Origin of the sequence: Lelliottia jeotgali (genome assembly GCF_016771845.1) — a bacterium.
GTDB classification, from domain to species: Bacteria; Pseudomonadota; Gammaproteobacteria; order Enterobacterales; family Enterobacteriaceae; genus Enterobacter; species Enterobacter jeotgali.
The window spans coordinates 286,363-306,706 of sequence record NZ_JAENMQ010000003.1 but is presented as its reverse complement, the minus strand read 5'-3'; the positions used below and the strand labels follow the sequence as shown (position 1 = coordinate 306,706).

Here is a 20,344-nt window from a genome sequence, read left to right as displayed (position 1 = left end):
GGGGCAGGCCCCGGCATAAACACTTATTTCAACCGTTCAGCCAGATAGCGCGGATAATCCGGAATAAGGATCTCAATCGGCGTGTTGAACTGCGGCGACTCGATGATAAAGTCTGCGGTTGAGAGGTTGGTGGCAACCGGAATATTCCATACCGTTGCCAGCCGTAAAAGAGCCTTCACGTCAGGATCGTGCGGCACCGCGTTCAGCGGGTCCCAGAAGAAAATCAGGACATCAATTTTCCCTTCCGAAATCTGCGCGCCGACCTGCTGATCGCCACCCATCGGGCCACTCAGCATGGCGTTAACTTCCAGCCCGGTTTCACGCTGAATCAGATTACCGGTGGTACCCGTGGCCGAAAGTGTGTGTTTTTCCAGCAGGGACTGGTGGCGCTGAACCCAATTCAGCAGCATTTTTTTACAGTGATCGTGCGCGACCAGAGCGATGTGCTTGCGCTCAGGCAGGGTGCGTGTCGTCAGTTCCATCATCTTTTTCCGTCAGGTTAACTTAACTGGCTACACGATGACGGGAACCGCCTGATGCTGCAAGAGAAAGGGCAAAAAAATGCGGCTTATGACGAAGGTTGTTGCTTCGCCCATTGCAAAAAACGTGTGCGGGTATCGGGATCCGCCTGCTGAAACCAGAATTTGAGGCGCTGCTCGGTGAGCGTCTGGGACTGAGGCGGGATCACGTCAAGTTCTGAAACGCCGGACAACAGCGTGCTGTCATCCGCCATCATGGTGGCGAATTTAGGCAGAGACGCGGTTTTTCCCGCTTTGTTGTAACGTTCAGTATCCGCTTCATAATCCAGCCCTTTCGGGGTTTTGGTCAGCGCCAGAATATCCAGCTTCACGGGGATCGGCATGGCATCGCCATCCAGTAATTCCAGTTTAGGCGCAGATTCGAAGGCGATGGACTCTTTTTCCGTTTCCAGTCTGGGTAGATTAAAATTAACCTGACTGATTTTCTGCGTGTTAAAACTCACTACTAACGGCGGGGAGATGTACAGACGCTCCTCGTGATTAGAAGACAGGCGAATATTTTTCTCGATCCGAAAGACAATCTGATGAGGTCCGTTGTCCAGCTCAATGCTGTCGGCTCCGCGAAGCAATGAACTGGACACTTTTTTACCGTCCAGTACCAGAAGATCAATGTCGGTTGAGAGCCTCAGCGTCGTGGCAAACACGCAGACCGGCATAATTAATGCAATCACAGCAGAGGCAATGCCGGTCTTCATAGGGCGCTCCTGTTGAAAGTACTTTCGTCGTAATAATGTATCTAAATTTTTCGATAAACACGTTTACTAACATATAGACATATTCTGCGGTTTTGCCCTCATACAGACGTATGGGATGAATGGTTGCCTGATGTTCTTTGGCGTACACTTTAAAAAAAGCCAGGAGAAACACCATGAAAGAGAACGAAATTATCAACATTCTGACGTCGACCAGGACGATCGCGCTGGTGGGGGCGAGTGATAAACCTGACCGTCCAAGCTATCGCGTGATGAAATATCTTCTCGACCAGGGCTATCACGTTATTCCCGTCTCGCCGAAAGTGGCTGGTAAAACGCTGCTGGGGCAACAGGGTTATGCAACGCTTGCCGATGTGCCTGAAAAAGTGGATATGGTGGATGTGTTTCGTAACTCGGAGGCGGCCTGGGGCGTAGCGCAAGAGGCCATTGCCATCGGGGCGAAAACCTTGTGGATGCAACTCGGTGTGATTAACGAACAGGCGGCAGTGCTGGCGCGAGAAGCAGGGCTAAACGTGGTAATGGATCGCTGTCCGGCAATTGATATCCCGCGTCTGGGCCTGGCAAAGTCATAAAAAATGCCCGAGCTTTCGGGCATTTTAGGGGTTAGTTCCGCAGGCGAGGGGCCTGGAGATGTTTGCGAATGGTCTGAGCCAGTTCGTCCATCGTCGGCTGCTCGGGATGTTCAGCCTGTAACTCACTGCTTAACTGCGCTTCGGCGAGATAAGTGTGAACAGGCTGACCATCGTCGTCCTCCATCACCACATGGTACCAGGGGGCGGCGCGAAGTTCTGGGTTGACCGCCAGCTCATCTGCTGACGGTTCCTCAAGGGAGTATTCCGGGTCAATATCCACCACTACACCCAGATACCCTAACAGGGTGTGGCGCACCTGTTGGCCGATACCGTATTTGCTGGCAATCATAGTCACCTCCCGAAAAATGTTACTTACACCAGAAGTGTGGGCAACATTCCGCTTTTCAAGCTACATGACGCGACAGGCAAACCCTTTCAGATACAGCCCTTCCGGGTAGGTAGCGATCACCGGGTGATCCGCCGCCTGACGGAACTGCTCTATAAATTGTACATCACGACCCGCATCTACAGCGGCATCTGCCACCAGTTTCTGGAATAAATCGGTGGTCATCAGGCCAGAACACGAGAACGTCAGTAAGATGCCGCCAGGATTAAGCAGCTGGATCGCGAGCATATTGATGTCTTTATATCCCCGGCAAGCGCCCATCAGTTGGCTTTTGTTTTCAACAAACTTCGGCGGGTCCATGACGATAACATCGAACTTTTCGCCCTGGTCACGGTATTTGCGCAGCAGTTTGAAAACGTCATCGCGGACAAATTCGGCTTTGCTCAGATCCAGTTTGTTCAGCTCGACGTTCTGTTTCGCCACATCCAGCGCTTCCTGCGAGGTGTCGACGCTGACCACCTGGCTGCAACCGCCCATTAGCGCGGAAACGGCAAAGCCGCCGGTGTAGGAAAAGCAGTTCAGCACGCGTTTGTTTTTAACGTACTGACGCGTCGCCAGGCGGCTGTCGCGCTGATCGAGGTAATAGCCGGTTTTGTGGCCGCCCTGAATATCGACGTACAGCTTCATGCCGTGCTCTTCAATCGGCAGCAGGGCAGGCGGCAGTTCGCCGGTAACCGTGCCTTGCGTCAGTTCCATGCCCTCTTTTTTACGCACTGCTACGTCGCTGCGATCGTAAATGGCGCATTCCGGATAGAGCGTTTGTAACGCACTGATTAACGCCGCGCGCTGATATTCTGCGCCTGCACTCAGGAGTTGAAGTACCAGGAAGTTGCCGAAGCGGTCGATGGTCACACCCGGCAGGCCGTCGGATTCCCCGGCGATCAGACGATAGCTGTCCAGCCCGTCTCGTTGTGCCAGCCAGTTGCGCCACTCTTGCGCCTGCTGTAAACGGCGCGTGAAGAAGGCGATGTCGATGGTTTCGTCTTTATCGAAGCTCCAGACGCGCGCGCGGATCTGCGAGGCTGGCGAGTATGCGCCGCGAGCTAACCATTTCCCCTGATGGTCAACGATATCGATGGTTTCACCGAGGCTGGCTTTCCCTTCCATGCGGGCGACCGCTCCGGAAAAGACCCAGGGATGGCGGCGGAGTAATGACTTCTCACGCCCTTTGGCTAACACTAAACGTACGCTCATAATTTGCTATTCTGTTGATTCAATGAATTGGCGGCCATTTTCCCGAGTTCAGTGGGGAAATGCAACGCGCCAGACAGGTTTAAGGGGAACGATGATGTCAAAAGTCTGCACAATCGCCTGGGTTTACGGCACCGTTCAGGGCGTCGGGTTTCGCTACAGCACTCAGCGCGAAGCATTACAGCTCGGGCTGACGGGCTATGCGCGTAATATGGATGATGGCAGCGTAGAAGTGGTGGCCTGTGGTGACGCTGAGCAAGTCGAAAAACTGGTCGCCTGGCTGAAAGCCGGTGGGCCACGCAGCGCACGAGTTGAAAAGGTCTTAACCGAACCGCATCAACCCGGCCGCGAATATATGAACTTCGGTATTCGCTATTAAATGCACTTCACGGGCTTGGGCAGACCGGCGATTTTGGTCGCCTGTTTCGCCGGGCCTTTCGGGAACAGGCGATACAGATAGCGGCTGTTGCCTTTCTCTTCGCCGAATTTATTGGCCATCGCCTTCACCAGCATACGAATAGCCGGGGAAGTATTAAATTCCAGATAAAAGTCGCGCACAAAACGCACCACTTCCCAGTGCTCTGGCGTCAGGGTGATCGCTTCTTTTTCGGCAATCACCTCGGCAAGCCCTTCGCTCCACTGGTTGCTCTCTTTCAGATAACCGTCGTTATCGGTTTCTATCTCTTTACCTTCAAAGCTCAACATAGTCATTCACACGTCAATCCAAAACCCGCGCAGTGTACCAAAAAACAAAGCCCCGCATAAGCGAGGCTTGGTTCAAAGCACTGTCTATTAATCGCGGCTGGCGAAGCCCAGGATGCTCAACAGGCTGACGAAGATGTTGTACAGCGACACATACAGGCTCACGGTAGCGCGGATGTAGTTCGTTTCGCCGCCGTTAATGATGTTGCTGGTTTCATACAGGATCGCGCCGGTGGAGATCAGGATGAACACCGCGCTAATCGCCAGGTGCAGGGCAGGCAGCTGCAGGAAAATGTTTGCCACCATTCCGATCAGCACAACTACGATACCTGCCATCAGCATACCGCCGAGGAAAGACATGTCTTTGCGCGTCGTCAGCACGTAAGCAGAACAGCAGAAGAACACTAATGCCGTACCGCCCAGCGCCAGGCCGATGAGATCGCCCATGCCTGCAGACAGATAAGCGTTCAGCATTGGCCCCAGGATATAGCCCAGGAAACCGGTAAAGGCGAACGCAGACAAAATACCAATCGGTTTGTCAGCCGTTTTGTAGGTCAGGAACATCAGACCATACATACCGACCAGCGTCAGGATCAGACCCGGAGACGGCAGCATCAGCACGGTGCTGGCCGTTGCGGTGATCGCCGAAAACGCCAGCGTCAGGCTGAGCATGAAATAGGTGTTGCGCAGCACTTTGTGGGTGCTGAGTAGCGATGTGCGGTCGCGTGAAGAACTAATAATACGATCCATGAGTCACTCTCTTATGACAGATGTAATTAACGGCAAGAATAGGAAAGGTCTCGCCAGTTACAAAGTGGTTTTACCCATCTTTACTCAGCACCTTAGGGCCTGAACTGGTGCTTTCTTTCAAAGAAATCCATTTCAACAGAATGAACATCGGTTTGGTGAATTTAATCAGATCAACATCTTATAGGTTACTGAAAAATATTGCCTTATTTATATTTGAGCGCTAAGAGTGAATACGCATCGTCAAAAACCCACAATAAGGCGAAATAATGAAATTAGCATCACGCAATCACTTTACACTCTCTTTACTGACGGCAGGGATCTTGTGCGCCAGCACAACGGCCTGGGCCGCCAGTGTGCCAGCAGGAACACAACTGGCAGAGAAGCAGGAACTGGTCAGAAATAACGGCAGTGAGCCGGCATCGCTCGATCCGCACAAAGTCGAAAGCGACGTCGAATTCAATATTATCAGTGATTTGTTCGAAGGACTGGTTCGCGTATCACCCGCAGGCGAGATAGAACCACGCCTCGCCGAGAAATGGGAGAATAAAGACAACACCGTCTGGACGTTCCATTTGCGACCCAACATCACCTGGAGTGACGGCTCCGCGATTACGGCTCAGGATATCGTCTGGAGCTGGCAGCGCCTGGTCGATCCCAACACTGCGTCACCGTACGCCAGCTATCCTGGCAATATGCACATTGTGAATGCTGCCGATATCGCGCAAGGCAAACAAAAGCCGGATACGCTGGGCGTGAAGGCGCTTAACGACACCACCCTCGAAGTGACGCTCACGCAGCCGAATGCGGCATTCCTCGCGATGCTGGCGCACCCGTCGCTGGTGCCGGTCGATAAAGTGCTGATTGGTCGCTTCGGCGATAAATGGACCAAGCCCGAGCATTTCGTCAGTAGCGGGGCGTATAAGCTCTCGCAGTGGGTCGTAAACGAACGCATTGTGGCCGAGCGTAATCCGCGCTACTGGGATAATGAGCATACGGTAATCAACAAAGTGACGTATCTGCCGATCACCTCAGAGGCCTCCGACGTTAATCGCTACAAAGCGGGTGAGATCGATATCGTCTATACGGTGCCGATTAACCAGTTTGCGCAGCTGAAGAAAACCCTCGGCGCAGAGTTGGATGTTTCTCCCCAACTCGCCACCTATTACTACGAGTTCAACACCACCCGTCCGCCGTTTAACGATGTACGGGTACGTAAGGCGCTGAACATGGCGCTGGATAAGGACATCATTGCTGAGAAAGTGTTAGGGCAGGGGCAGCGTCCGGCGTGGGTCATCAGCCAGCCGGATATTGGTGGCGTAAAACTCAAGGCACCGGACTACGCCAGCTGGCCGATGGATAAGCGTATCGCGGAAGCGAAAAAGCTGCTGAGTGAAGCAGGTTTCAACGACACGCATCCGCTCAGTTTCAATCTGCTCTATAACACCTCGGAATCGCATCAGCGCATCGCCATCGCGGCTAGCTCGATGTGGAAGAAAAATCTCGGCGTGGAAGCGAAGCTGCAAAATCAGGAGTGGAAGACCATGCTCGATACTATGCACACGCATAACTTCGATGCCGTGCGCTACGCCTGGATTGCCGATTACGACGATGCCGCGACTTTCCTGAACAACTTCCGCACAGGTGACAGCGAAAACACCAGCCAGTACAGCAACCCGGCGTATGACAAAGCGCTGGTTGATGCGGCAAAAGCCAAAACCACCGAGGAGCGCGGCAAGTATTATCAGCAAGCGGAAGACTTGTTGGGGCAGGATGTGCCGGCCATTCCGGTGTATCACTACGTCCGTACGCACTTGATCAAACCGTGGGTGGGTGGATTTACGCCAGATAAACTGGGTTATTACTTCACGAAGGACATGTACATCAAAAAGCATTAATCCTTAAATGGGCGATTTTATGCTGACAAAATAGCCAATGCGTTGTTGTTTCAACCGATTAACATCAATTTGGCTATTTTTAAAGCAAACGAACACATTGATGCTTTACACGAAGTTCGGAGGTGTTTATAGTGCGCCCCATACCGGAAGCGTGGCCGAGCGGTTGAAGGCACCGGTCTTGAAAACCGGCGACCCGAAAGGGTTCTAGAGTTCGAATCTCTACGCTTCCGCCAAATATGAAACCCAGGTCGTTATGCGACCTGGGTTTTTTCTTTTGTGCTGCTTAGCAGTATTCCATTGCCCTTTAGCTGGTATGGTTCTCCAAAAGAAAAAGTTCCGGGCGAACCGTCTGGCAACCTGCTCATCACACCGTACTCACTCGAGTCTTTACTCATTAACTCCTCGGGCTGGCTTACACAGGCCTTTTCATCAGTGGCTTACGTTGTCATTACACTGAGAGATCTGGGTAAAGTGCCAGTTCTATTGCTCCCGTATAAGCGACTGCCACTCATAGCGTGTGTACTGACTACCTTGATCAGAATGAACCAATACGTGTTTCTGGGATTACGTCGCCACACAGCCATCAGACGCGCATTCAGGGCAATAGCTTTTGTCATTCGGGATTGCATTGACCAGCCGATGATTTCGCGCAAGAACAGGTCAACAACCACGGCAAGCTACAGCCAGTCTTCATAAATTCGTATATAAGTTATGTCTGTTACTAAGCGCTCAACCGGTGCTTCCGGTTTGTGCGGTGGATGAGTTTTACGCCGAGGTCGTCCTCAACCTGCTGTATCGTTGACACTTATCACACAAACCAGAAGCAAGTATCCAGGGGCTCTGTTCCCTATACCTCTTTTTTTTCCGGATGCGCAAGCACGCAAGATGGCGTTGAAGAAAATGGGTGCAATTGAAGGCAGGAACATAACCCTGGCGCGGCTCGCAGGCCAATGTAGTCAAAACGTAATCAAAGAGAAAATCATGAGAAAAATCGTTTCGTTTGTTCATGTGTCGCTGGATGGTTTTGTCGCTTCTACCGCGGAGGGCCCTGCGGGTCTGGACTGGATAAGCATTAGCCCCGACTTGTTTGAGTACGTGGAGCAGCGAATCCAGCAGACCGACACCGCCTTATATGGGCGCACCACCTACCAGATGATGGAGTCGTACTGGCCAACTGCTGCCGATAAGCCTGACGCCAGCCCGCATGACCATGCACATTCGCGTTGGTATAAATCTGCCCACAAAGTGGTGTTGTCGAAAACGCTGTTGCCAAAAAATCACCCTGATACGCAAATTATCAGTAGCAATTTAAACGACGAAATCAACAAGCTCAGACATAGCGCGGGCAGCGAAATCTTACTGTTTGGCAGTCCCTCAGCGACTCACACGCTAATGGCGGAAAACCTTATCGATGAGTATTGGCTCTTCGTCAATCCGATTCTGCTGGGGCAAGGCATTCCCTTGTTCAAAAACATAAAAGACAGAACATCACTTATGCTGGTGAAGAGTAACGTTTTCCCGTCGGGCGTCGTGTGCCTGCAATACGAGGTGAAAAGAAATCAATGATGCAGGGTTCTGCATGGGTGCCTGTTCTGAGGGAGGAGCAGATGTCTAAAACTGCCGTCCTGAAACGTTGCGGCTCCCTTCAGACAGCAAAAAAGCCGTAAGCAGTTATCTGCTTACGGCGACAGGCTCGGTGATGATGTTTTCTGGCAATCAGGCCGCTTTCACTGCTCTGATTTTTTTAGCATCAACGGCATCGGATTCTGTTTTATCTGCAACAACGGCGGCATTGGGTTCGGGAAGTTTGCTGGTCCGCAGAATATGCTGCACGGTGTCTTTCTGCTCGGCGAGATAAAGACCAAGATTTTCAGCCTGCGTTTCATCCATTCCCATCTCGCTTTGCAACAGCCAGTCGGTGAACGCATCTGCCATATCAAGCAGCTTGTCGTGAGCGTCAGCTTCTTTCTTACTGGCAAAAGTCATTTTCTCTACACCTTTTCTTACGACAACAAATTTTGTTTCAACAGCCATTATGCGCACCTCATACTGTGTTTATATACAGCATATCAGTTCCGGATTTATGTTGCAGCTAAAAAGTGCTGACATTCTAGCGAGAAGGGGTCACCTTCGAAAATCGTGCACTGATCGCATCACGTTCATAGCCCTGCGGCTGTGTCAGTATCTGATATAAATCAGGACGGCGACCGTGGATCCAGCGGCGTCCGGTGCTCATTGCAAGCAGGCTTAAATCCAGTTCAGCGCTCACCAGCACATTTTCAGCCGCCCAGGTTTCATTCACAATCCTTCCATAAGGATCGAGGATCATGGCATTACCTGTTCGCACTTCGTCATCATCTGCACCGACACCGTTGCTGAAGAGAAGAAAGACTCCATTGTCATGTGCACGGGCAGGTAGCCAGCGCATGAGCCATTCCCGCCCGCTTGGTCCTTTGAAGGCGGCTGTAATTTCTTCCTTGCGCGTTTCCCGCTCCTCCCAGAGCGACAGCGGAATAGGCTTCATCGCGTGAGGACTGCGGGAATCGGTACCCCCCGTTTGATGCGGCGCGAGAAGAATATCGGCACCCAGCAACGCCGTAGCACGCACATTTTCGACCAGATTATTGTCCCAGCAAATCAGGATGCCGACTTTCACTCCCCAGGGCGTATCAAAAACCGTAAAGCTGTTCCCGCTGCTGATGGCCGGATGTTCAAAAGCATGGAGCTTACGATGCGTATGCATTGAACCGTCCGGCATACAGGCAACATACGCATTGTAAAGGCGGCCATTGTCGGCTTTTTCAATAAGACCGGCGCCAATAAGCATGTGATGTTTAATCGCCAGAGAGCGAATTAACGCCAGGGAAGGGCTTCCGGCAATCGGCTCTGCCAGAGCGGACACCTCCGCTGCGGTGAGTTTGGGTACATGCCAGTAGCCGGTGATACACATTTCAGGGAAGGTGAGAATTTTCACCTGCTCAAGCGCCGCCTGTTCAATAAATTTCTCCATTATCAGCAGATTGTAATTTTTGTTATTCGCCTGATGCTGAAACTGTACGGTTGCCGCCTTTAGGGATTGATGTTCGTTCATGATGCGTCTCCAGTTGTCATCGAAACTGAATTACATAACGCTTTCCGATAACTGTATAATCAAATTATTTCTGCTTTTAATAACTATCTGGAATGTAAAATTGAACATCCGGTTGCTTAAGGCCTTTGTGATACTGGCTGAAAAAGGAAATTATGCCGATGCGGCGCGGGCGCTGTTTATCTCGCAACCGGCCTTGACCAAACAGATTAATCTCCTCGAATCCCTGGTGAATATCGCTCTTTTTTCTCGAGGGCGTCACGGCGCAGTCCTGACGGCTGGCGGTAGACGTTTGCTGCCAGAAGCTGAGAAAGTGGTCAGGCAGACCCAGTTATTGATGCAACATGCTGAGCGGGTATCAAAAGGGGTCGAGGGGCATATAAGTGTAGGGTTCGGTCTCTCAAGCTTTTATCTGGCACCACGTTGTATCGCTGACTTTCGTCGAGACTATCCGGGAGTAGAGATGTCATTGACGGATCTTCCCTCCTTTCAGCAGTACGAGCTTTTACAAAATGATGAGCTTCAGGTCGGTTTTGTCAGGGTTCCGCCCCCCGTGGCGCTTGAATACCTGCCGTTATTTACCGAGCGGCTGGTTCTGGTTGCGCCGGCAACATCGCCGACAATGCCTGCGGTTGAGTGGCTAACGAAACGTCCCCTGTTGCGCCTTCATGATGAGCGGGGGCAGGGTTTAAATACGCAGATCGACCGTTTTCTGCACGATAACGGTCTTTTCATCTCATCGACTCAACTGACTGATGATATACAAACCATCGTTGCGATGGTGATTGCGGGGATCGGTGTTGCCATTCTGCCGACCAGCGTTACGCATATCGCGCCCCCGGAACTGGTGATTATTCCGTTAACGGGAGAGTCAGTCAGCTGGAAGGTCGGCATCGCCTGGGACGCAAGCAAGGAGGACGTCATTCGCGACAACTTTATTGCCAGTATACGAAAGGGTATTTCCGTCGATGGCGGCGAATGATTCCTTCGGGAGCCATCCCGCACGACGCTCGACCTGGATTACTGACGTAGCGGCTGCGTTTCCGGCCCACCTAAATTCCGCCGCCATGCCCCGGGCGCCTGACCATACTGGCGCTTAAAGCTGCGGTTGAAGGACTGCTGAGAGTCAAAACCCAGGGCGATCGCCACGTTTAAAATTGGTTCATCGCTGCGGGTTAAGCGCTCAACCGATTTTTGCAGCTTTTGCGCGCGAATATACCCGGCGAGGGGATAACCCGTATGTTCTTTGAACAGGCGCTGGAGGTGCCATTTTGAGTAGCCGGATCGCCTGGCGACGGACTCAATGTCCAGACGGCTATCCAGGTTGTTGTCAATCCAGTCGAGTAAATCATGCATAAATGCGCCAGTGTTCATCTGGTTACCCTCACACAGTCCGTCTAAAAGTATCTTTATCTGTTGCATTTAAAGGTGGCCCGTTTTTATATGAATTGCAAGTTTTATTGTTGCATTTAAATCCTTGTGCGAAACGGGTCTTTTCTCTCTGACTCAAATAGCACATAAAGTGCAACAATTATTCTTGCACTTAGTTAAGCGCCTTCCTACAATCGCCGCAAATAATGTATTCATTATTGTTACAGTTTTGTGGCGATGAACGGCACAAATGGCCCTTAAGCCAGCCCGGACAAAGGAAGTGGCGCGGCATCTCCCGCGGCGTCTTGTCCGGCGGCAACAATTACCGGAATAAAAATAATGAGCCTGCAAAAAACCAGGGGTAACTTGCATCTGAGCGCGCTGGGGGTCATGTTGCTCGCCGTGCTGCTCGTCGGATGTGATAACAGTGTCGCGCAAAATGCTGCGCCACCTGCGCCTGCCGTCAGCGCGGCTGACGTGGTTGTGAAATCCATTAGCCAGTGGGATAGCTTTAACGGCCGGATTGAAGCGGTGGAAAGTGTTCAGTTACGTCCGCGCGTCTCCGGCTACATTGATAAAGTGAATTACACCGACGGCCAGGAAGTGAAGAAGGGCGAGGTGCTGTTCACCATTGACGACAGAACCTATCGAGCAGCGCTGGAACAGGCGCAGGCGGCGCTGGCGAGAGCCAAAACGCAGGCCAGCCTGGCGCAAAGCGAGGCTAACCGTACCAATAAACTGGTCAATACCAACGTGGTCTCCCGTGAAGAATGGGAGCAACGTCGTTCGGCTGCCACCCAGGCACAGGCCGACATTCGCGCTGCCCAGGCGACGGTAGACGCCGCACAACTCAACCTGGATTTCACCAAAGTCACCGCGCCTATTGAGGGTCGCGCCAGCCGGGCGTTGATCACCAGCGGTAATCTGGTCACTGCGGGTGACAGCGCCAGTGTGCTCACCACGCTGGTCTCGCAGAAAACGGTTTACGTCTACTTTGACGTGGATGAGTCAACCTACCTTCACTATCAAAACCTCGCCCGCAGCGGGCAGGGCGCGTCCAGTCATCACACGGCGCTTCCGGTGGAAATAGGCCTGACGGGCGAGGACGGTTATCCCCATCAGGGCAAAGTGGATTTTCTTGATAATCAGTTAACGCCGAGTACCGGCACCATCCGGATGCGTGCGCTGCTGGATAACGCGCAGCGTCAGTTCACGCCTGGACTCTTTGCCCGTGTGCGCCTGCCGGGCAGCGCTGAATTTAACGCCACATTGATTGACGATAAAGCGGTGCTGACCGATCAGGATCGCAAATACGTGTATATCGTGGATAAAGAAGGAAAAGCCCAGCGTCGCGACATTACGCAGGGGCGTCTGGCAGACGGTTTACGCATCGTGCAGCAGGGGCTGAACCCTGGCGATAAAGTCATCATCGAGGGTTTACAAAAAGTGTTCATGCCGGGGATGCCGGTTAACGCGAAAACCGTTGCCATGACCGGCAGTACCGCCCTTAACTGATCCCTTACCTGAGAATCCGACCCATGGACTTTTCCCGTTTTTTCATCGACAGGCCAATTTTTGCTGCCGTACTGTCGATTCTGATTTTTATCACAGGACTGATCGCCATCCCGCTGTTGCCGGTGAGCGAATATCCTGACGTGGTGCCGCCAAGCGTTCAGGTACGCGCGGAGTACCCGGGCGCCAACCCGAAAGTGATTGCCGAGACCGTGGCGACGCCGCTGGAAGAGGCTATCAACGGCGTTGAAAACATGATGTACATGAAATCCGTCGCGGGCTCGGACGGCGTACTGGTGACCACCGTCACTTTCCGTCCGGGGACTGACCCTGATCAGGCGCAGGTTCAGGTGCAAAACCGGGTCGCACAGGCCGAGGCGCGTCTGCCGGAGGACGTGCGACGTTTAGGCATCACAACTCAGAAACAGTCGCCAACGCTCACGCTGGTGGTGCATCTGTTTTCGCCCAACGGTAAATACGACTCCCTGTATATGCGTAACTACGCCACGCTGAAAGTAAAGGACGAGCTGGCGCGTCTGCCCGGCGTCGGCCAGATTCAGATATTCGGCTCGGGCGAGTACGCCATGCGCATCTGGCTGGACCCCAACAAAGTGGCGGCACGCGGGTTGACCGCTTCGGATGTGGTCACGGCGATGCAGGAGCAGAACGTACAGGTATCCGCCGGGCAGTTGGGTGCCGAACCGCTGCCGAAAGAGAGCGATTTCCTGATCTCCATTAACGCCCAGGGTCGTCTGCATACTGAAGAAGAGTTTGGCAACATTGTCCTGAAAACGACGCAGGACGGTACGGTTGCCCGCCTGCGCGACGTGGCGCGTATCGAAATGGGCTCCGGCAGCTATGCCCTGCGTTCTCAGCTGAACAACAAAGACGCGGTCGGGATTGGTATCTTCCAGTCTCCGGGGGCAAACGCCATTGATTTGTCTAACGCCGTACGCGCAAAAATGGACGAACTGTCCACGCGTTTCCCGGCAGATATGAAGTGGGCGGCACCTTACGATCCGACCGTTTTTGTACGCGATTCCATTCGTGCGGTGGTACAAACGCTGCTGGAAGCGGTGGTGCTGGTGGTTCTGGTCGTGATTCTGTTCCTGCAAACCTGGCGCGCGTCGATCATTCCGTTGATCGCGGTGCCGGTCTCTGTCGTGGGGACGTTCAGCATTCTCTACCTGCTGGGCTTTTCACTTAACACCCTGAGTCTGTTCGGGCTGGTACTGGCTATCGGTATCGTGGTGGACGACGCCATCGTGGTGGTGGAAAACGTCGAGCGAAATATCGAAGAGGGCCTGACTCCACTTGCGGCGGCGCATCAGGCGATGCGTGAGGTTTCGGGGCCGATTATTGCGATTGCGCTGGTGCTGTGTGCGGTGTTTGTGCCGATGGCATTTCTTTCGGGCGTTACCGGGCAGTTCTACAAACAGTTTGCGGTGACGATCGCGATTTCAACGGTGATTTCCGCCATCAACTCGCTGACGCTTTCTCCGGCACTGGCGGCTCTGCTGTTAAAGCCACACGGCGCAGCGAAAGATTTTCCAACCCGGCTGATTGACCGTCTGTTCGGCTGGATTTTCCGTCCGTTTAACCGCTTTTTCCAGCGCAGCTCGCACGGCTATCAGGGGCTGGTGGGCAAAACGCTCGGACGGCGCGGCGCGGTATTTGCGGTTTATCTGCTGCTGCTCTGTGCGGCGGGTGTGATCTTTAAAGCGGTACCCGGCGGCTTTGTTCCGACGCAGGACAAGCTGTACCTGATTGGCGGCGTAAAAATGCCGGAAGGCTCGTCACTGGCGCGCACCGATGCGGTGATCCGCAAAATGAGCGAAATCGGAATGAACACCGAAGGCGTGGACTATGCGGTGGCGTTTCCAGGGCTGAACGCGTTGCAGTTCACCAATACGCCGAATACCGGAACGGTCTTCTTTGGCCTGAAACCTTTCGATCAGCGTAAACACTCTGCGGCGGAAATTAACGCTGAGATCAACGCAAAAATCGCGCAAATTCAGGAGGGCTTCGGTTTCTCCATCCTGCCGCCACCCATTTTAGGGCTGGGTCAGGGGTCGGGCTATTCGCTGTATATCCAGGATCGTGCGGGACTTGGGTATGGCGCGCTGCAAAACGCGGTGAACTCGATGTCGGGTGCGATTATGCAAACGCCGGGGATGCATTTCCCGATCTCGACCTATCAGGCTAACGTACCGCAGCTGGATGTGCAGGTCGATCGTGATAAGGCGAAAGCGCAGGGCGTGTTGCTGACCGATCTTTTCGGGACGCTGCAAACCTATCTGGGCTCGTCGTACGTGAATGACTTCAACCAGTTTGGGCGAACCTGGCGCGTGATGGCGCAGGCCGATGGGCAGTTCCGTGACAGCGTGGAAGATATCGCTAATTTACGCACCCGTAATAACCAGGGCGAAATGGTGCCGATCGGCAGTATGGTGAACATCAGGACCACCTACGGGCCGGACCCGGTGATTCGCTACAATGGTTATCCTGCGGCGGATCTCATTGGCGATGCCGACCCTCGCGTACTCTCGTCCACACAGGCCATGACGCAGCTCGAAGGCATGTCGAAGCAGATCCTGCCAAACGGGATGAACATAGAATGGACAGACCTGAGCTTCCAGCAGGCCACGCAAGGTAACACCGCGCTGATCGTCTTCCCGGTCGCCGTTCTGCTGGCGTTCCTGGTGCTGGCGGCGCTGTATGAAAGCTGGACGCTGCCGTTGGCGGTGATCCTTATCGTTCCGATGACGATGCTGTCCGCGCTGTTTGGCGTCTGGCTGACCGGGGGCGATAACAACGTGTTCGTGCAGGTGGGTCTGGTGGTACTGATGGGGCTTGCCTGTAAAAACGCGATTCTTATCGTGGAGTTTGCCCGCGAGCTGGAAATGCAGGGCAAGGGCATTATGGACGCCGCGCTGGAGGCCTGCCGCCTGCGTTTACGCCCGATTGTGATGACCTCCATCGCCTTTATTGCCGGGACGATACCGCTGATCCTGGGCCACGGTGCAGGTGCGGAAGTGCGCGGCGTTACCGGGATTACCGTCTTCTCCGGGATGCTGGGCGTGACGCTGTTTGGTTTGTTCCTGACACCAGTGTTCTACGTGACGCTGCGTAAATTCGTGACGCGCGGCAAAGTGGAAAGGGAAGTGCTGCCTGCGTAAGGACCTTGCAGATAATAAAAAACCGCCTTCAGAGTGAAGGCGGTTTTTTTTCGCAACAGGGAAAGCGTTAAGACGTTTTTTGATACTGGGCTAAAAGCTCGGGGAGCGGATCACATCCGCTAGTATCGGCGTTTTTCACCGCATCGAGGGCGCTTGCCACGGTATGGCGGGCTAAAACCGCTAACGACGCCTGCTCAGCTTCTTCAGAAACCGATTTAAAGTACCAGCAGGCGTTAGCGCTGACCACGCAGCGGGCCGGAACCTCAGGGCGCGACGCCCACAGCTTTTTATCTTCGATAACGGACAGGTAGATGTCACGCAGGGTGATCTCTTCCGGCGGGCGACCAAGATGAATTGAGCCGTTACGGCCAAGCGTTGAGACGATAATGCCGTCACGCGTCAGCGGAACCATCAATTTGCGGATGAAGCTCGGATTGGCTTCCAGGCCGTAGGCCAGAATGGCACTCGTCGAACGTTCACCCAATTGCTCCGCCATCGCTACGCTGAGAACCATCTGCAAAGCTGTCGGGAAGCGGTAATCTAGCATTTTTCTATCCTGGGTTGCGGTGAATCTTGTTCTTTTTGGCACCGCAGAGGTGAATAAGTAATAAACAACAATATAACAAATACGGTAATTATTTTGAAGCAATCTGCGGCATTCGTGATCGAACATCAGATTCTTTTCACGCGATGCGAGTGGTAGGCCGGCGGTCTGTTGAGACCACAGTATCCTTACCGCCTGCACCCTTTATCTGACAACACACATCGGCCTGCCTGATATCGGCTCGGGGTGTATCTCCGTTTCCACGCTGAATACGGTCCTCAGCAATCCCGTGTTCATCACCTCTTCTGGGGTGCCTTGCGCCATAACCTGTCCGTTCGCCATGACCACCAGATGATCGCAGTACCGGCTGGCCTGATTAAGGTCGTGCAGCACGGCGACCACCGTTTTCCCCTGAGTCCGGAGTTCTCCCATCAACCGCATCAGTTCCACCTGGTGATTGATATCGAGATAGGTGGTTGGCTCATCGAGCAGTACCACGGGCGTATTCTGGGCCAGGACCATCGCCAGAAATGCGCGCTGGCGCTGGCCGCCGGAAAGATCGGTTAACCGACGATCGGCAAGATGATGGATCCGGGTCTGGCTCATGGCGGCATTGACCCGCGCATTATCTTCAACGGAAAGACGCCCCCAGAGTGACAACCACGGGTTGCGACCGTACGAAACCAACTCCCGAACGGTGATCCCCTCTGGCGTTAAATGGTGCTGCGGCAGCAGTGCCAGCTTACGTGCCAGCTGGCGCGATGAGAGCGTGTCGGTGGGATGATCACCCAGAAATACGCTGCCGGACTGCGGCCTTAACAGCCGCGAAAAACAGTTTAACAGCGTCGATTTCCCACAACCGTTAGGGCCGAGCAGGGCGGTAATCTTCCCCGCTGGCAGTACGAGTGAAACGCCGTCAAGCACCTTGTTTGTCCCGTAACTGACCGTTAGATTTTCAGTTCGTAATGTCATTTATCGCATTCTCACAAGCAGCCAGACAAACCACGGCGCGCCGATAATGGCAGTCAGCACGCCAGCCGGAAGTTCCAGCGGGGGATGAATAATTCGGGCCAGCAGATCGGCAACCACCAGCAGCAACGCACCTGTCAGGGCCGAAATGGGCAACAGCCAGCGGTGGCGTCCACCGGTGATGCTGCGCACCATATGCGGCACCACGAGACCAATAAAGCTAATCGGTCCGCAGACGGCCACGCCGGTCGATGTCATGGCGACAGCCAGTAGCAAAGCCCGTAATCGGGTACGTGGCACCGACACACCGAGGGTGGTGGCGCGCGCATCGCCCAGTGCCAGGAGGTCGAGATCGCGGCAAAAACCCAGGCTCAGCGGCAGAAACAAAATCAGCAGCGGGACGGCAATCTTCACAAAGCTCCAGTCACGGCCCCATAAGCTGCCGGTCAGCCACAGCAGGGCGCTGTTCACATCCTGTGGGCGCGAGAGCATCAGATAATCCGTCAGGCTGGCCCAGCAGGCAGAAAGCGCGATCCCCGTGAGCGCCAGCTTCATCGGCTGGCTGGTATCCGCCAGCATTCTCAGCAGGATCAGGCCCGCCATACCACCGGCAAAGGCCAGCAGCGGCAGGGTAATCACGGGGAGTGAAGGTAAGAGAAGCAGGGCGCCCACAGAGGCAAGGCTGGCAGCATGGCTGACGCCGAGAATATCCGGCGATGCCAGAGGGTTACGCACGATCCCCTGCACCAGAACGCCGGCCACCGCGAGGGCGGCACCGACAAACAGCGCCAGCAGCAATCGCGGCAGGCGGTACGCCGTTAACACGTAATGATACTCGCGCCCGGTTTGCCAGTCGGTCAGCAGGGCGCGCCAGGGAACGGTGATCACCCCCATTTGCAGCGACAGCGCCGAAGTTCCTGCCAGCGCGAGGGCGATGAAAATGACGATCGCAATTTTCATCCGCGCCTCCTGACCAGCCAGACAAAGCAGGGGGCACCAATCAGAGCCACCACTGCCCCGGCGGGCAATTCGCCGGGGAAGGCCAGCGCCCGGGCCAGAACATCCGCCAGTAGCATCAACGTGGCGCCCATCAGCATACTCATCGGCAGGACCTTGCGCTGATCGAATCCCACCCAGAAGCGAGCCAGATGCGGCATCAGCAGGCCGATAAACGCCACCGGGCCTGCCACGCTGACACATGCCCCTACCAGAAGCAGCACCAGCATGTTGATGATCAAACGTAGCTTCGGCAGATTTACCCCGAGCGTACTGGCGGTGCTGTCGCTGACGTTAAGCAGGTTCAGTTGATTAGCCAGCAACAACACCACCGGTACAGCAATCGCCACCATCGGGAAGAGCTGCCAGAATTCCAGCCAGCGTACGTGGGATACGCCCCCTGCCAGCCAGTAAAAAATGCCGTAGGCGTGATCTTCCGTCAGCAGCAGGGTGATGCGGGTCAGGGCCATACAAAAAGCCGAAAACGCGATACCCGCGAGGATCAGTTTGTTTCTGTCCTGGGTATGGCGAAATCCATCGCCCGTGGTCATCACCAGCAGCCAACTTACGCCGCCACCGCAGGCGGCGATAAAGGCGATAGAGTATCCCGTCACGGGCGCAGGGCTGATGGCACTGGTGAGCGCCATCGCCAGCGCCGCGCCGCTGTTAATGCCGAGTAGCGAAGGGGAGGCCATTGAATTATGCGTCAGGGTCTGCAGCAGGGTTCCTGCGAGAGCCAGACTTGCGCCGATCAGAATGGCGACCAGGCTTCGCGGCAGCCGAAGGTTTTGCACCAGCGCTTGTGCAAGCGTCGGCGCATGGCCCGGCAGCAGGGCGCGGATGGCATCACCGCCAGAAACAGGAATGGCCGAGTAGCAAAACAGACTCAGCCAGAAAATGGCGATAAGCGCAGCAAGGGGAAGCCCCCAGTGCAGCGCCGGATGTTTGAGAGCGGTCATTTCACATCGGACAAAGGCTGGTGATGAAAGATTTTTACTGTGTCGCTGGCAATACGTTCGGCGGCGAAAATGCCGCGCATTCGCGCCCAGGCGTTACTGTCGACCGACGCCGTCTGCTGTTTTTGCGCAGCGGTTAACATCTGCCACAGCGGGTCTTGCTGCCAGCGTTTCACGATGCTCTCCTCGCGATAGTGCGCGACCAGCAGCCATGCAGGATTGAGCGCCAGCAGCTGTTCCAGGCCGATGAATGGCATAGACGAACCTGCCATTGCCGCAGGCACCGTCAGCCCCAGCGAGGTCAGGACGCTGCCGGTATACGTCTCCTGCGTATGCAGGTTGAACTGCTGCTCCCGGGACGTACCGAACAGTACCAGCGTGCCTTTTGGCAATTGGCTGGCCCATTTTGACATCTGTTGTTTGTGTTGCTCCAGACGTGACTGCATCTGTGCCTTTTTGCCAACAACCTCGCCGATGATGGCCGCAGACTGAAGATTTTCAGCGTAGGTTTCATTGCGAGACTTAAGCAGCAGCACCGGCGCGATTTGTCCTAAGGCGCTGAAAATGCCCGCATGGCGGCTGCTGTCAGCAATGATCAGATCCGGTTTCAGCACGCTGATGGCTTCTAAACTCGGCTGCGCACGCGTGCCGACAGACTGCCAGGGTTTCAGATGTGCGCGAACCTCTGGAAGAATGCGCGTGGCATCGTTATCGTCGGCAATGCCGACAGGACTGACATCGACGGCGGCCAGCGCGTCCGCGAACGACAGTTCCAGCACCACGATCCGCTGTGGCGTTTTATCAAGCGTAAAGGTGCCATTTTCGTCCTGAACCGTGGCGGCAAAGACGTGGCTGGTGACCAGCAGCAGAGCGGCGAAGAGTGTACGTAATGATATGAACATATGAATTGCCTGTGTCGGATGGTGCTTCGCTTACCCGACCTGCAAAAACAGAATGCAGG

The 20,344-nt window shown here is 54.4% G+C and carries 21 protein-coding genes, 1 tRNA gene and 2 pseudogenes; 9 read left to right on the top strand and 15 right to left on the bottom strand.

Translation table 11 applies throughout. The annotated features are described in order from the left end of the window. Positions 1-23: 23 nt before the first annotated feature. Positions 24-482, bottom strand: coding sequence for a methylglyoxal synthase (mgsA, locus tag JBO43_RS10325; RefSeq protein ID WP_095281484.1), 459 nt, complete (start codon positions 480-482; stop codon positions 24-26). Between the two features lie 86 nt (positions 483-568). Then, positions 569-1,234, bottom strand: a complete 666-nt coding sequence (gene csgI / locus JBO43_RS10320) for a curli synthesis inhibitor (protein WP_095281485.1) — start codon at positions 1,232-1,234, stop codon at positions 569-571. 173 nt (positions 1,235-1,407) lie between these two features. On the opposite strand from csgI, the gene JBO43_RS10315 reads away from it, so the two are divergent. Then, positions 1,408-1,824, top strand: coding sequence for a CoA-binding protein (locus JBO43_RS10315; RefSeq protein WP_095281487.1), 417 nt, complete (start codon positions 1,408-1,410; stop codon positions 1,822-1,824). A gap of 31 nt (positions 1,825-1,855) precedes the next feature. Here the strand turns inward: JBO43_RS10315 and hspQ are convergent, their stop codons facing one another. Next, positions 1,856-2,173: a heat shock protein HspQ gene (gene hspQ / locus JBO43_RS10310; protein ID WP_095281488.1), complete on the bottom strand. Its 318-nt coding sequence runs from the start codon at positions 2,171-2,173 to the stop codon at positions 1,856-1,858. 60 nt (positions 2,174-2,233) lie between these two features. Then, positions 2,234-3,424, bottom strand: coding sequence for a 23S rRNA (cytosine(1962)-C(5))-methyltransferase RlmI (gene rlmI / locus JBO43_RS10305; RefSeq protein ID WP_095281489.1), 1,191 nt, complete (start codon positions 3,422-3,424; stop codon positions 2,234-2,236). A 94-nt stretch (positions 3,425-3,518) separates the two neighbouring features. Between rlmI and yccX the strand changes: the two genes are divergently transcribed. Beyond that, positions 3,519-3,800, top strand: a complete 282-nt coding sequence (gene yccX, locus JBO43_RS10300) for an acylphosphatase (protein WP_202674291.1) — start codon at positions 3,519-3,521, stop codon at positions 3,798-3,800. On the opposite strand, the gene tusE is transcribed toward yccX, so the two are convergent. Then, on the bottom strand, positions 3,797-4,126 hold the full coding sequence (gene tusE / locus JBO43_RS10295) for a sulfurtransferase TusE (protein WP_095281491.1): 330 nt from the start codon (positions 4,124-4,126) through the stop codon (positions 3,797-3,799). The genes yccX and tusE overlap by 4 nt on opposite strands. Before the next feature lie 87 nt (positions 4,127-4,213). Next, on the bottom strand, positions 4,214-4,873 hold the full coding sequence (gene yccA / locus JBO43_RS10290) for an FtsH protease modulator YccA (RefSeq protein WP_095281492.1): 660 nt from the start codon (positions 4,871-4,873) through the stop codon (positions 4,214-4,216). Between the two features lie 266 nt (positions 4,874-5,139). Between yccA and JBO43_RS10285 the strand changes: the two genes are divergently transcribed. The 3 genes and pseudogenes from JBO43_RS10285 to JBO43_RS22950 all read left to right on the top strand — a co-directional run. Further along, on the top strand, positions 5,140-6,768 hold the full coding sequence (locus JBO43_RS10285; RefSeq protein WP_202674247.1) for an ABC transporter substrate-binding protein: 1,629 nt from the start codon (positions 5,140-5,142) through the stop codon (positions 6,766-6,768). Between the two features lie 145 nt (positions 6,769-6,913). After that, positions 6,914-7,001, top strand: a tRNA-Ser gene (locus JBO43_RS10280). A gap of 76 nt (positions 7,002-7,077) precedes the next feature. Next, positions 7,078-7,299: pseudogene (locus JBO43_RS22950) on the top strand (DEAD/DEAH box helicase); the annotation flags it as partial. Here JBO43_RS22950 and JBO43_RS10275 read toward each other — a convergent pair. Next, positions 7,258-7,505, bottom strand: a pseudogene (locus tag JBO43_RS10275) (DDE-type integrase/transposase/recombinase); the annotation flags it as partial. The pseudogenes JBO43_RS22950 and JBO43_RS10275 overlap by 42 nt on opposite strands. A 148-nt stretch (positions 7,506-7,653) precedes the next feature. Here JBO43_RS10275 and JBO43_RS10270 point away from each other — a divergent pair. Then, a complete protein-coding gene (locus tag JBO43_RS10270; RefSeq protein ID WP_237730008.1) occupies positions 7,654-8,334 on the top strand; it encodes a dihydrofolate reductase family protein in 681 nt (226 codons plus the stop codon). 150 nt (positions 8,335-8,484) lie between these two features. Here the strand turns inward: JBO43_RS10270 and JBO43_RS10265 are convergent, their stop codons facing one another. Together JBO43_RS10265 and JBO43_RS10260 are read right to left on the bottom strand one after the other, a co-directional pair. After that, entirely contained in the window at positions 8,485-8,802 is a 318-nt protein-coding gene (locus JBO43_RS10265; protein ID WP_202674246.1) for a YebG family protein, read from the bottom strand. Positions 8,803-8,878: 76 nt separating this feature from the next. Beyond that, complete coding sequence (locus JBO43_RS10260; RefSeq protein WP_202674245.1) at positions 8,879-9,859, bottom strand: nitrilase family protein; 981 nt, start codon at positions 9,857-9,859, stop codon at positions 8,879-8,881. A gap of 100 nt (positions 9,860-9,959) precedes the next feature. Between JBO43_RS10260 and JBO43_RS10255 the strand changes: the two genes are divergently transcribed. Next, positions 9,960-10,838, top strand: coding sequence for a LysR family transcriptional regulator (locus tag JBO43_RS10255; protein ID WP_202674290.1), 879 nt, complete (start codon positions 9,960-9,962; stop codon positions 10,836-10,838). Between the two features lie 38 nt (positions 10,839-10,876). On the opposite strand, the gene JBO43_RS10250 is transcribed toward JBO43_RS10255, so the two are convergent. Further along, positions 10,877-11,230 (bottom strand): helix-turn-helix domain-containing protein, encoded by a 354-nt coding sequence (locus JBO43_RS10250; protein ID WP_202674244.1) that lies wholly within the window; start codon positions 11,228-11,230, stop codon positions 10,877-10,879. 336 nt (positions 11,231-11,566) lie between these two features. On the opposite strand from JBO43_RS10250, the gene JBO43_RS10245 reads away from it, so the two are divergent. Together JBO43_RS10245 and oqxB are read left to right on the top strand one after the other, a co-directional pair. Continuing rightward, positions 11,567-12,742, top strand: coding sequence for a multidrug efflux RND transporter periplasmic adaptor subunit OqxA (locus JBO43_RS10245; RefSeq protein ID WP_202674243.1), 1,176 nt, complete (start codon positions 11,567-11,569; stop codon positions 12,740-12,742). Positions 12,743-12,765: 23 nt separating this feature from the next. Then, entirely contained in the window at positions 12,766-15,918 is a 3,153-nt protein-coding gene (gene oqxB, locus JBO43_RS10240) for a multidrug efflux RND transporter permease subunit OqxB (protein WP_202674242.1), read from the top strand. A 67-nt stretch (positions 15,919-15,985) separates the two neighbouring features. On the opposite strand, the gene JBO43_RS10235 is transcribed toward oqxB, so the two are convergent. The 5 genes from JBO43_RS10235 to JBO43_RS10215 all read right to left on the bottom strand — a co-directional run bounded on the left by JBO43_RS10235 (position 15,986) and on the right by JBO43_RS10215 (position 20,285). Continuing rightward, on the bottom strand, positions 15,986-16,465 hold the full coding sequence (locus JBO43_RS10235; protein ID WP_103948687.1) for an efflux pump transcriptional repressor OqxR: 480 nt from the start codon (positions 16,463-16,465) through the stop codon (positions 15,986-15,988). 201 nt (positions 16,466-16,666) lie between these two features. Then, positions 16,667-17,434, bottom strand: coding sequence for a Fe(3+) dicitrate ABC transporter ATP-binding protein FecE (gene fecE, locus JBO43_RS10230; RefSeq protein WP_202674241.1), 768 nt, complete (start codon positions 17,432-17,434; stop codon positions 16,667-16,669). Continuing rightward, a complete protein-coding gene (fecD, locus tag JBO43_RS10225) occupies positions 17,435-18,391 on the bottom strand; it encodes a Fe(3+) dicitrate ABC transporter permease subunit FecD (protein WP_202674240.1) in 957 nt (318 codons plus the stop codon). Beyond that, positions 18,388-19,386: an iron-dicitrate ABC transporter permease FecC gene (gene fecC, locus JBO43_RS10220; RefSeq protein WP_202674239.1), complete on the bottom strand. Its 999-nt coding sequence runs from the start codon at positions 19,384-19,386 to the stop codon at positions 18,388-18,390. Before fecC ends, fecD begins: the two co-directional genes overlap by 4 nt. Continuing rightward, complete coding sequence (locus JBO43_RS10215) at positions 19,383-20,285, bottom strand: Fe(3+) dicitrate ABC transporter substrate-binding protein FecB (RefSeq protein WP_202674238.1); 903 nt, start codon at positions 20,283-20,285, stop codon at positions 19,383-19,385. Before JBO43_RS10215 ends, fecC begins: the two co-directional genes overlap by 4 nt. Positions 20,286-20,344 lie beyond the last annotated feature (59 nt).

What these genes read in the sequence shown, in the direction of transcription:
- JBO43_RS10315 (WP_095281487.1), top strand. Translation starts at nt 1,408, where the DNA reads ATGAAAGAGAACGAAATTATCAACATTCTGACGTCGACCAGGACGATC.
- mgsA (WP_095281484.1), bottom strand. Translation starts at nt 482, where the DNA reads ATGGAACTGACGACACGCACCCTGCCTGAGCGCAAGCACATCGCTCTG.
- JBO43_RS10285 (WP_202674247.1), top strand. Translation starts at nt 5,140, where the DNA reads ATGAAATTAGCATCACGCAATCACTTTACACTCTCTTTACTGACGGCA.
- tusE (WP_095281491.1), bottom strand. Translation starts at nt 4,126, where the DNA reads ATGTTGAGCTTTGAAGGTAAAGAGATAGAAACCGATAACGACGGTTAT.
- yccX (WP_202674291.1), top strand. Translation starts at nt 3,519, where the DNA reads ATGTCAAAAGTCTGCACAATCGCCTGGGTTTACGGCACCGTTCAGGGC.
- yccA (WP_095281492.1), bottom strand. Translation starts at nt 4,873, where the DNA reads ATGGATCGTATTATTAGTTCTTCACGCGACCGCACATCGCTACTCAGC.
- fecC (WP_202674239.1), bottom strand. Translation starts at nt 19,386, where the DNA reads ATGACCGCTCTCAAACATCCGGCGCTGCACTGGGGGCTTCCCCTTGCT.
- oqxB (WP_202674242.1), top strand. Translation starts at nt 12,766, where the DNA reads ATGGACTTTTCCCGTTTTTTCATCGACAGGCCAATTTTTGCTGCCGTA.
- fecE (WP_202674241.1), bottom strand. Translation starts at nt 17,434, where the DNA reads ATGACATTACGAACTGAAAATCTAACGGTCAGTTACGGGACAAACAAG.
- JBO43_RS10215 (WP_202674238.1), bottom strand. Translation starts at nt 20,285, where the DNA reads ATGTTCATATCATTACGTACACTCTTCGCCGCTCTGCTGCTGGTCACC.
- JBO43_RS10260 (WP_202674245.1), bottom strand. Translation starts at nt 9,859, where the DNA reads ATGAACGAACATCAATCCCTAAAGGCGGCAACCGTACAGTTTCAGCAT.
- JBO43_RS10245 (WP_202674243.1), top strand. Translation starts at nt 11,567, where the DNA reads ATGAGCCTGCAAAAAACCAGGGGTAACTTGCATCTGAGCGCGCTGGGG.
- JBO43_RS10235 (WP_103948687.1), bottom strand. Translation starts at nt 16,465, where the DNA reads ATGCTAGATTACCGCTTCCCGACAGCTTTGCAGATGGTTCTCAGCGTA.
- JBO43_RS10250 (WP_202674244.1), bottom strand. Translation starts at nt 11,230, where the DNA reads ATGAACACTGGCGCATTTATGCATGATTTACTCGACTGGATTGACAAC.
- fecD (WP_202674240.1), bottom strand. Translation starts at nt 18,391, where the DNA reads ATGAAAATTGCGATCGTCATTTTCATCGCCCTCGCGCTGGCAGGAACT.
- hspQ (WP_095281488.1), bottom strand. Translation starts at nt 2,173, where the DNA reads ATGATTGCCAGCAAATACGGTATCGGCCAACAGGTGCGCCACACCCTG.
- JBO43_RS10270 (WP_237730008.1), top strand. Translation starts at nt 7,654, where the DNA reads ATGGCGTTGAAGAAAATGGGTGCAATTGAAGGCAGGAACATAACCCTG.
- rlmI (WP_095281489.1), bottom strand. Translation starts at nt 3,424, where the DNA reads ATGAGCGTACGTTTAGTGTTAGCCAAAGGGCGTGAGAAGTCATTACTC.
- JBO43_RS10265 (WP_202674246.1), bottom strand. Translation starts at nt 8,802, where the DNA reads ATGGCTGTTGAAACAAAATTTGTTGTCGTAAGAAAAGGTGTAGAGAAA.
- csgI (WP_095281485.1), bottom strand. Translation starts at nt 1,234, where the DNA reads ATGAAGACCGGCATTGCCTCTGCTGTGATTGCATTAATTATGCCGGTC.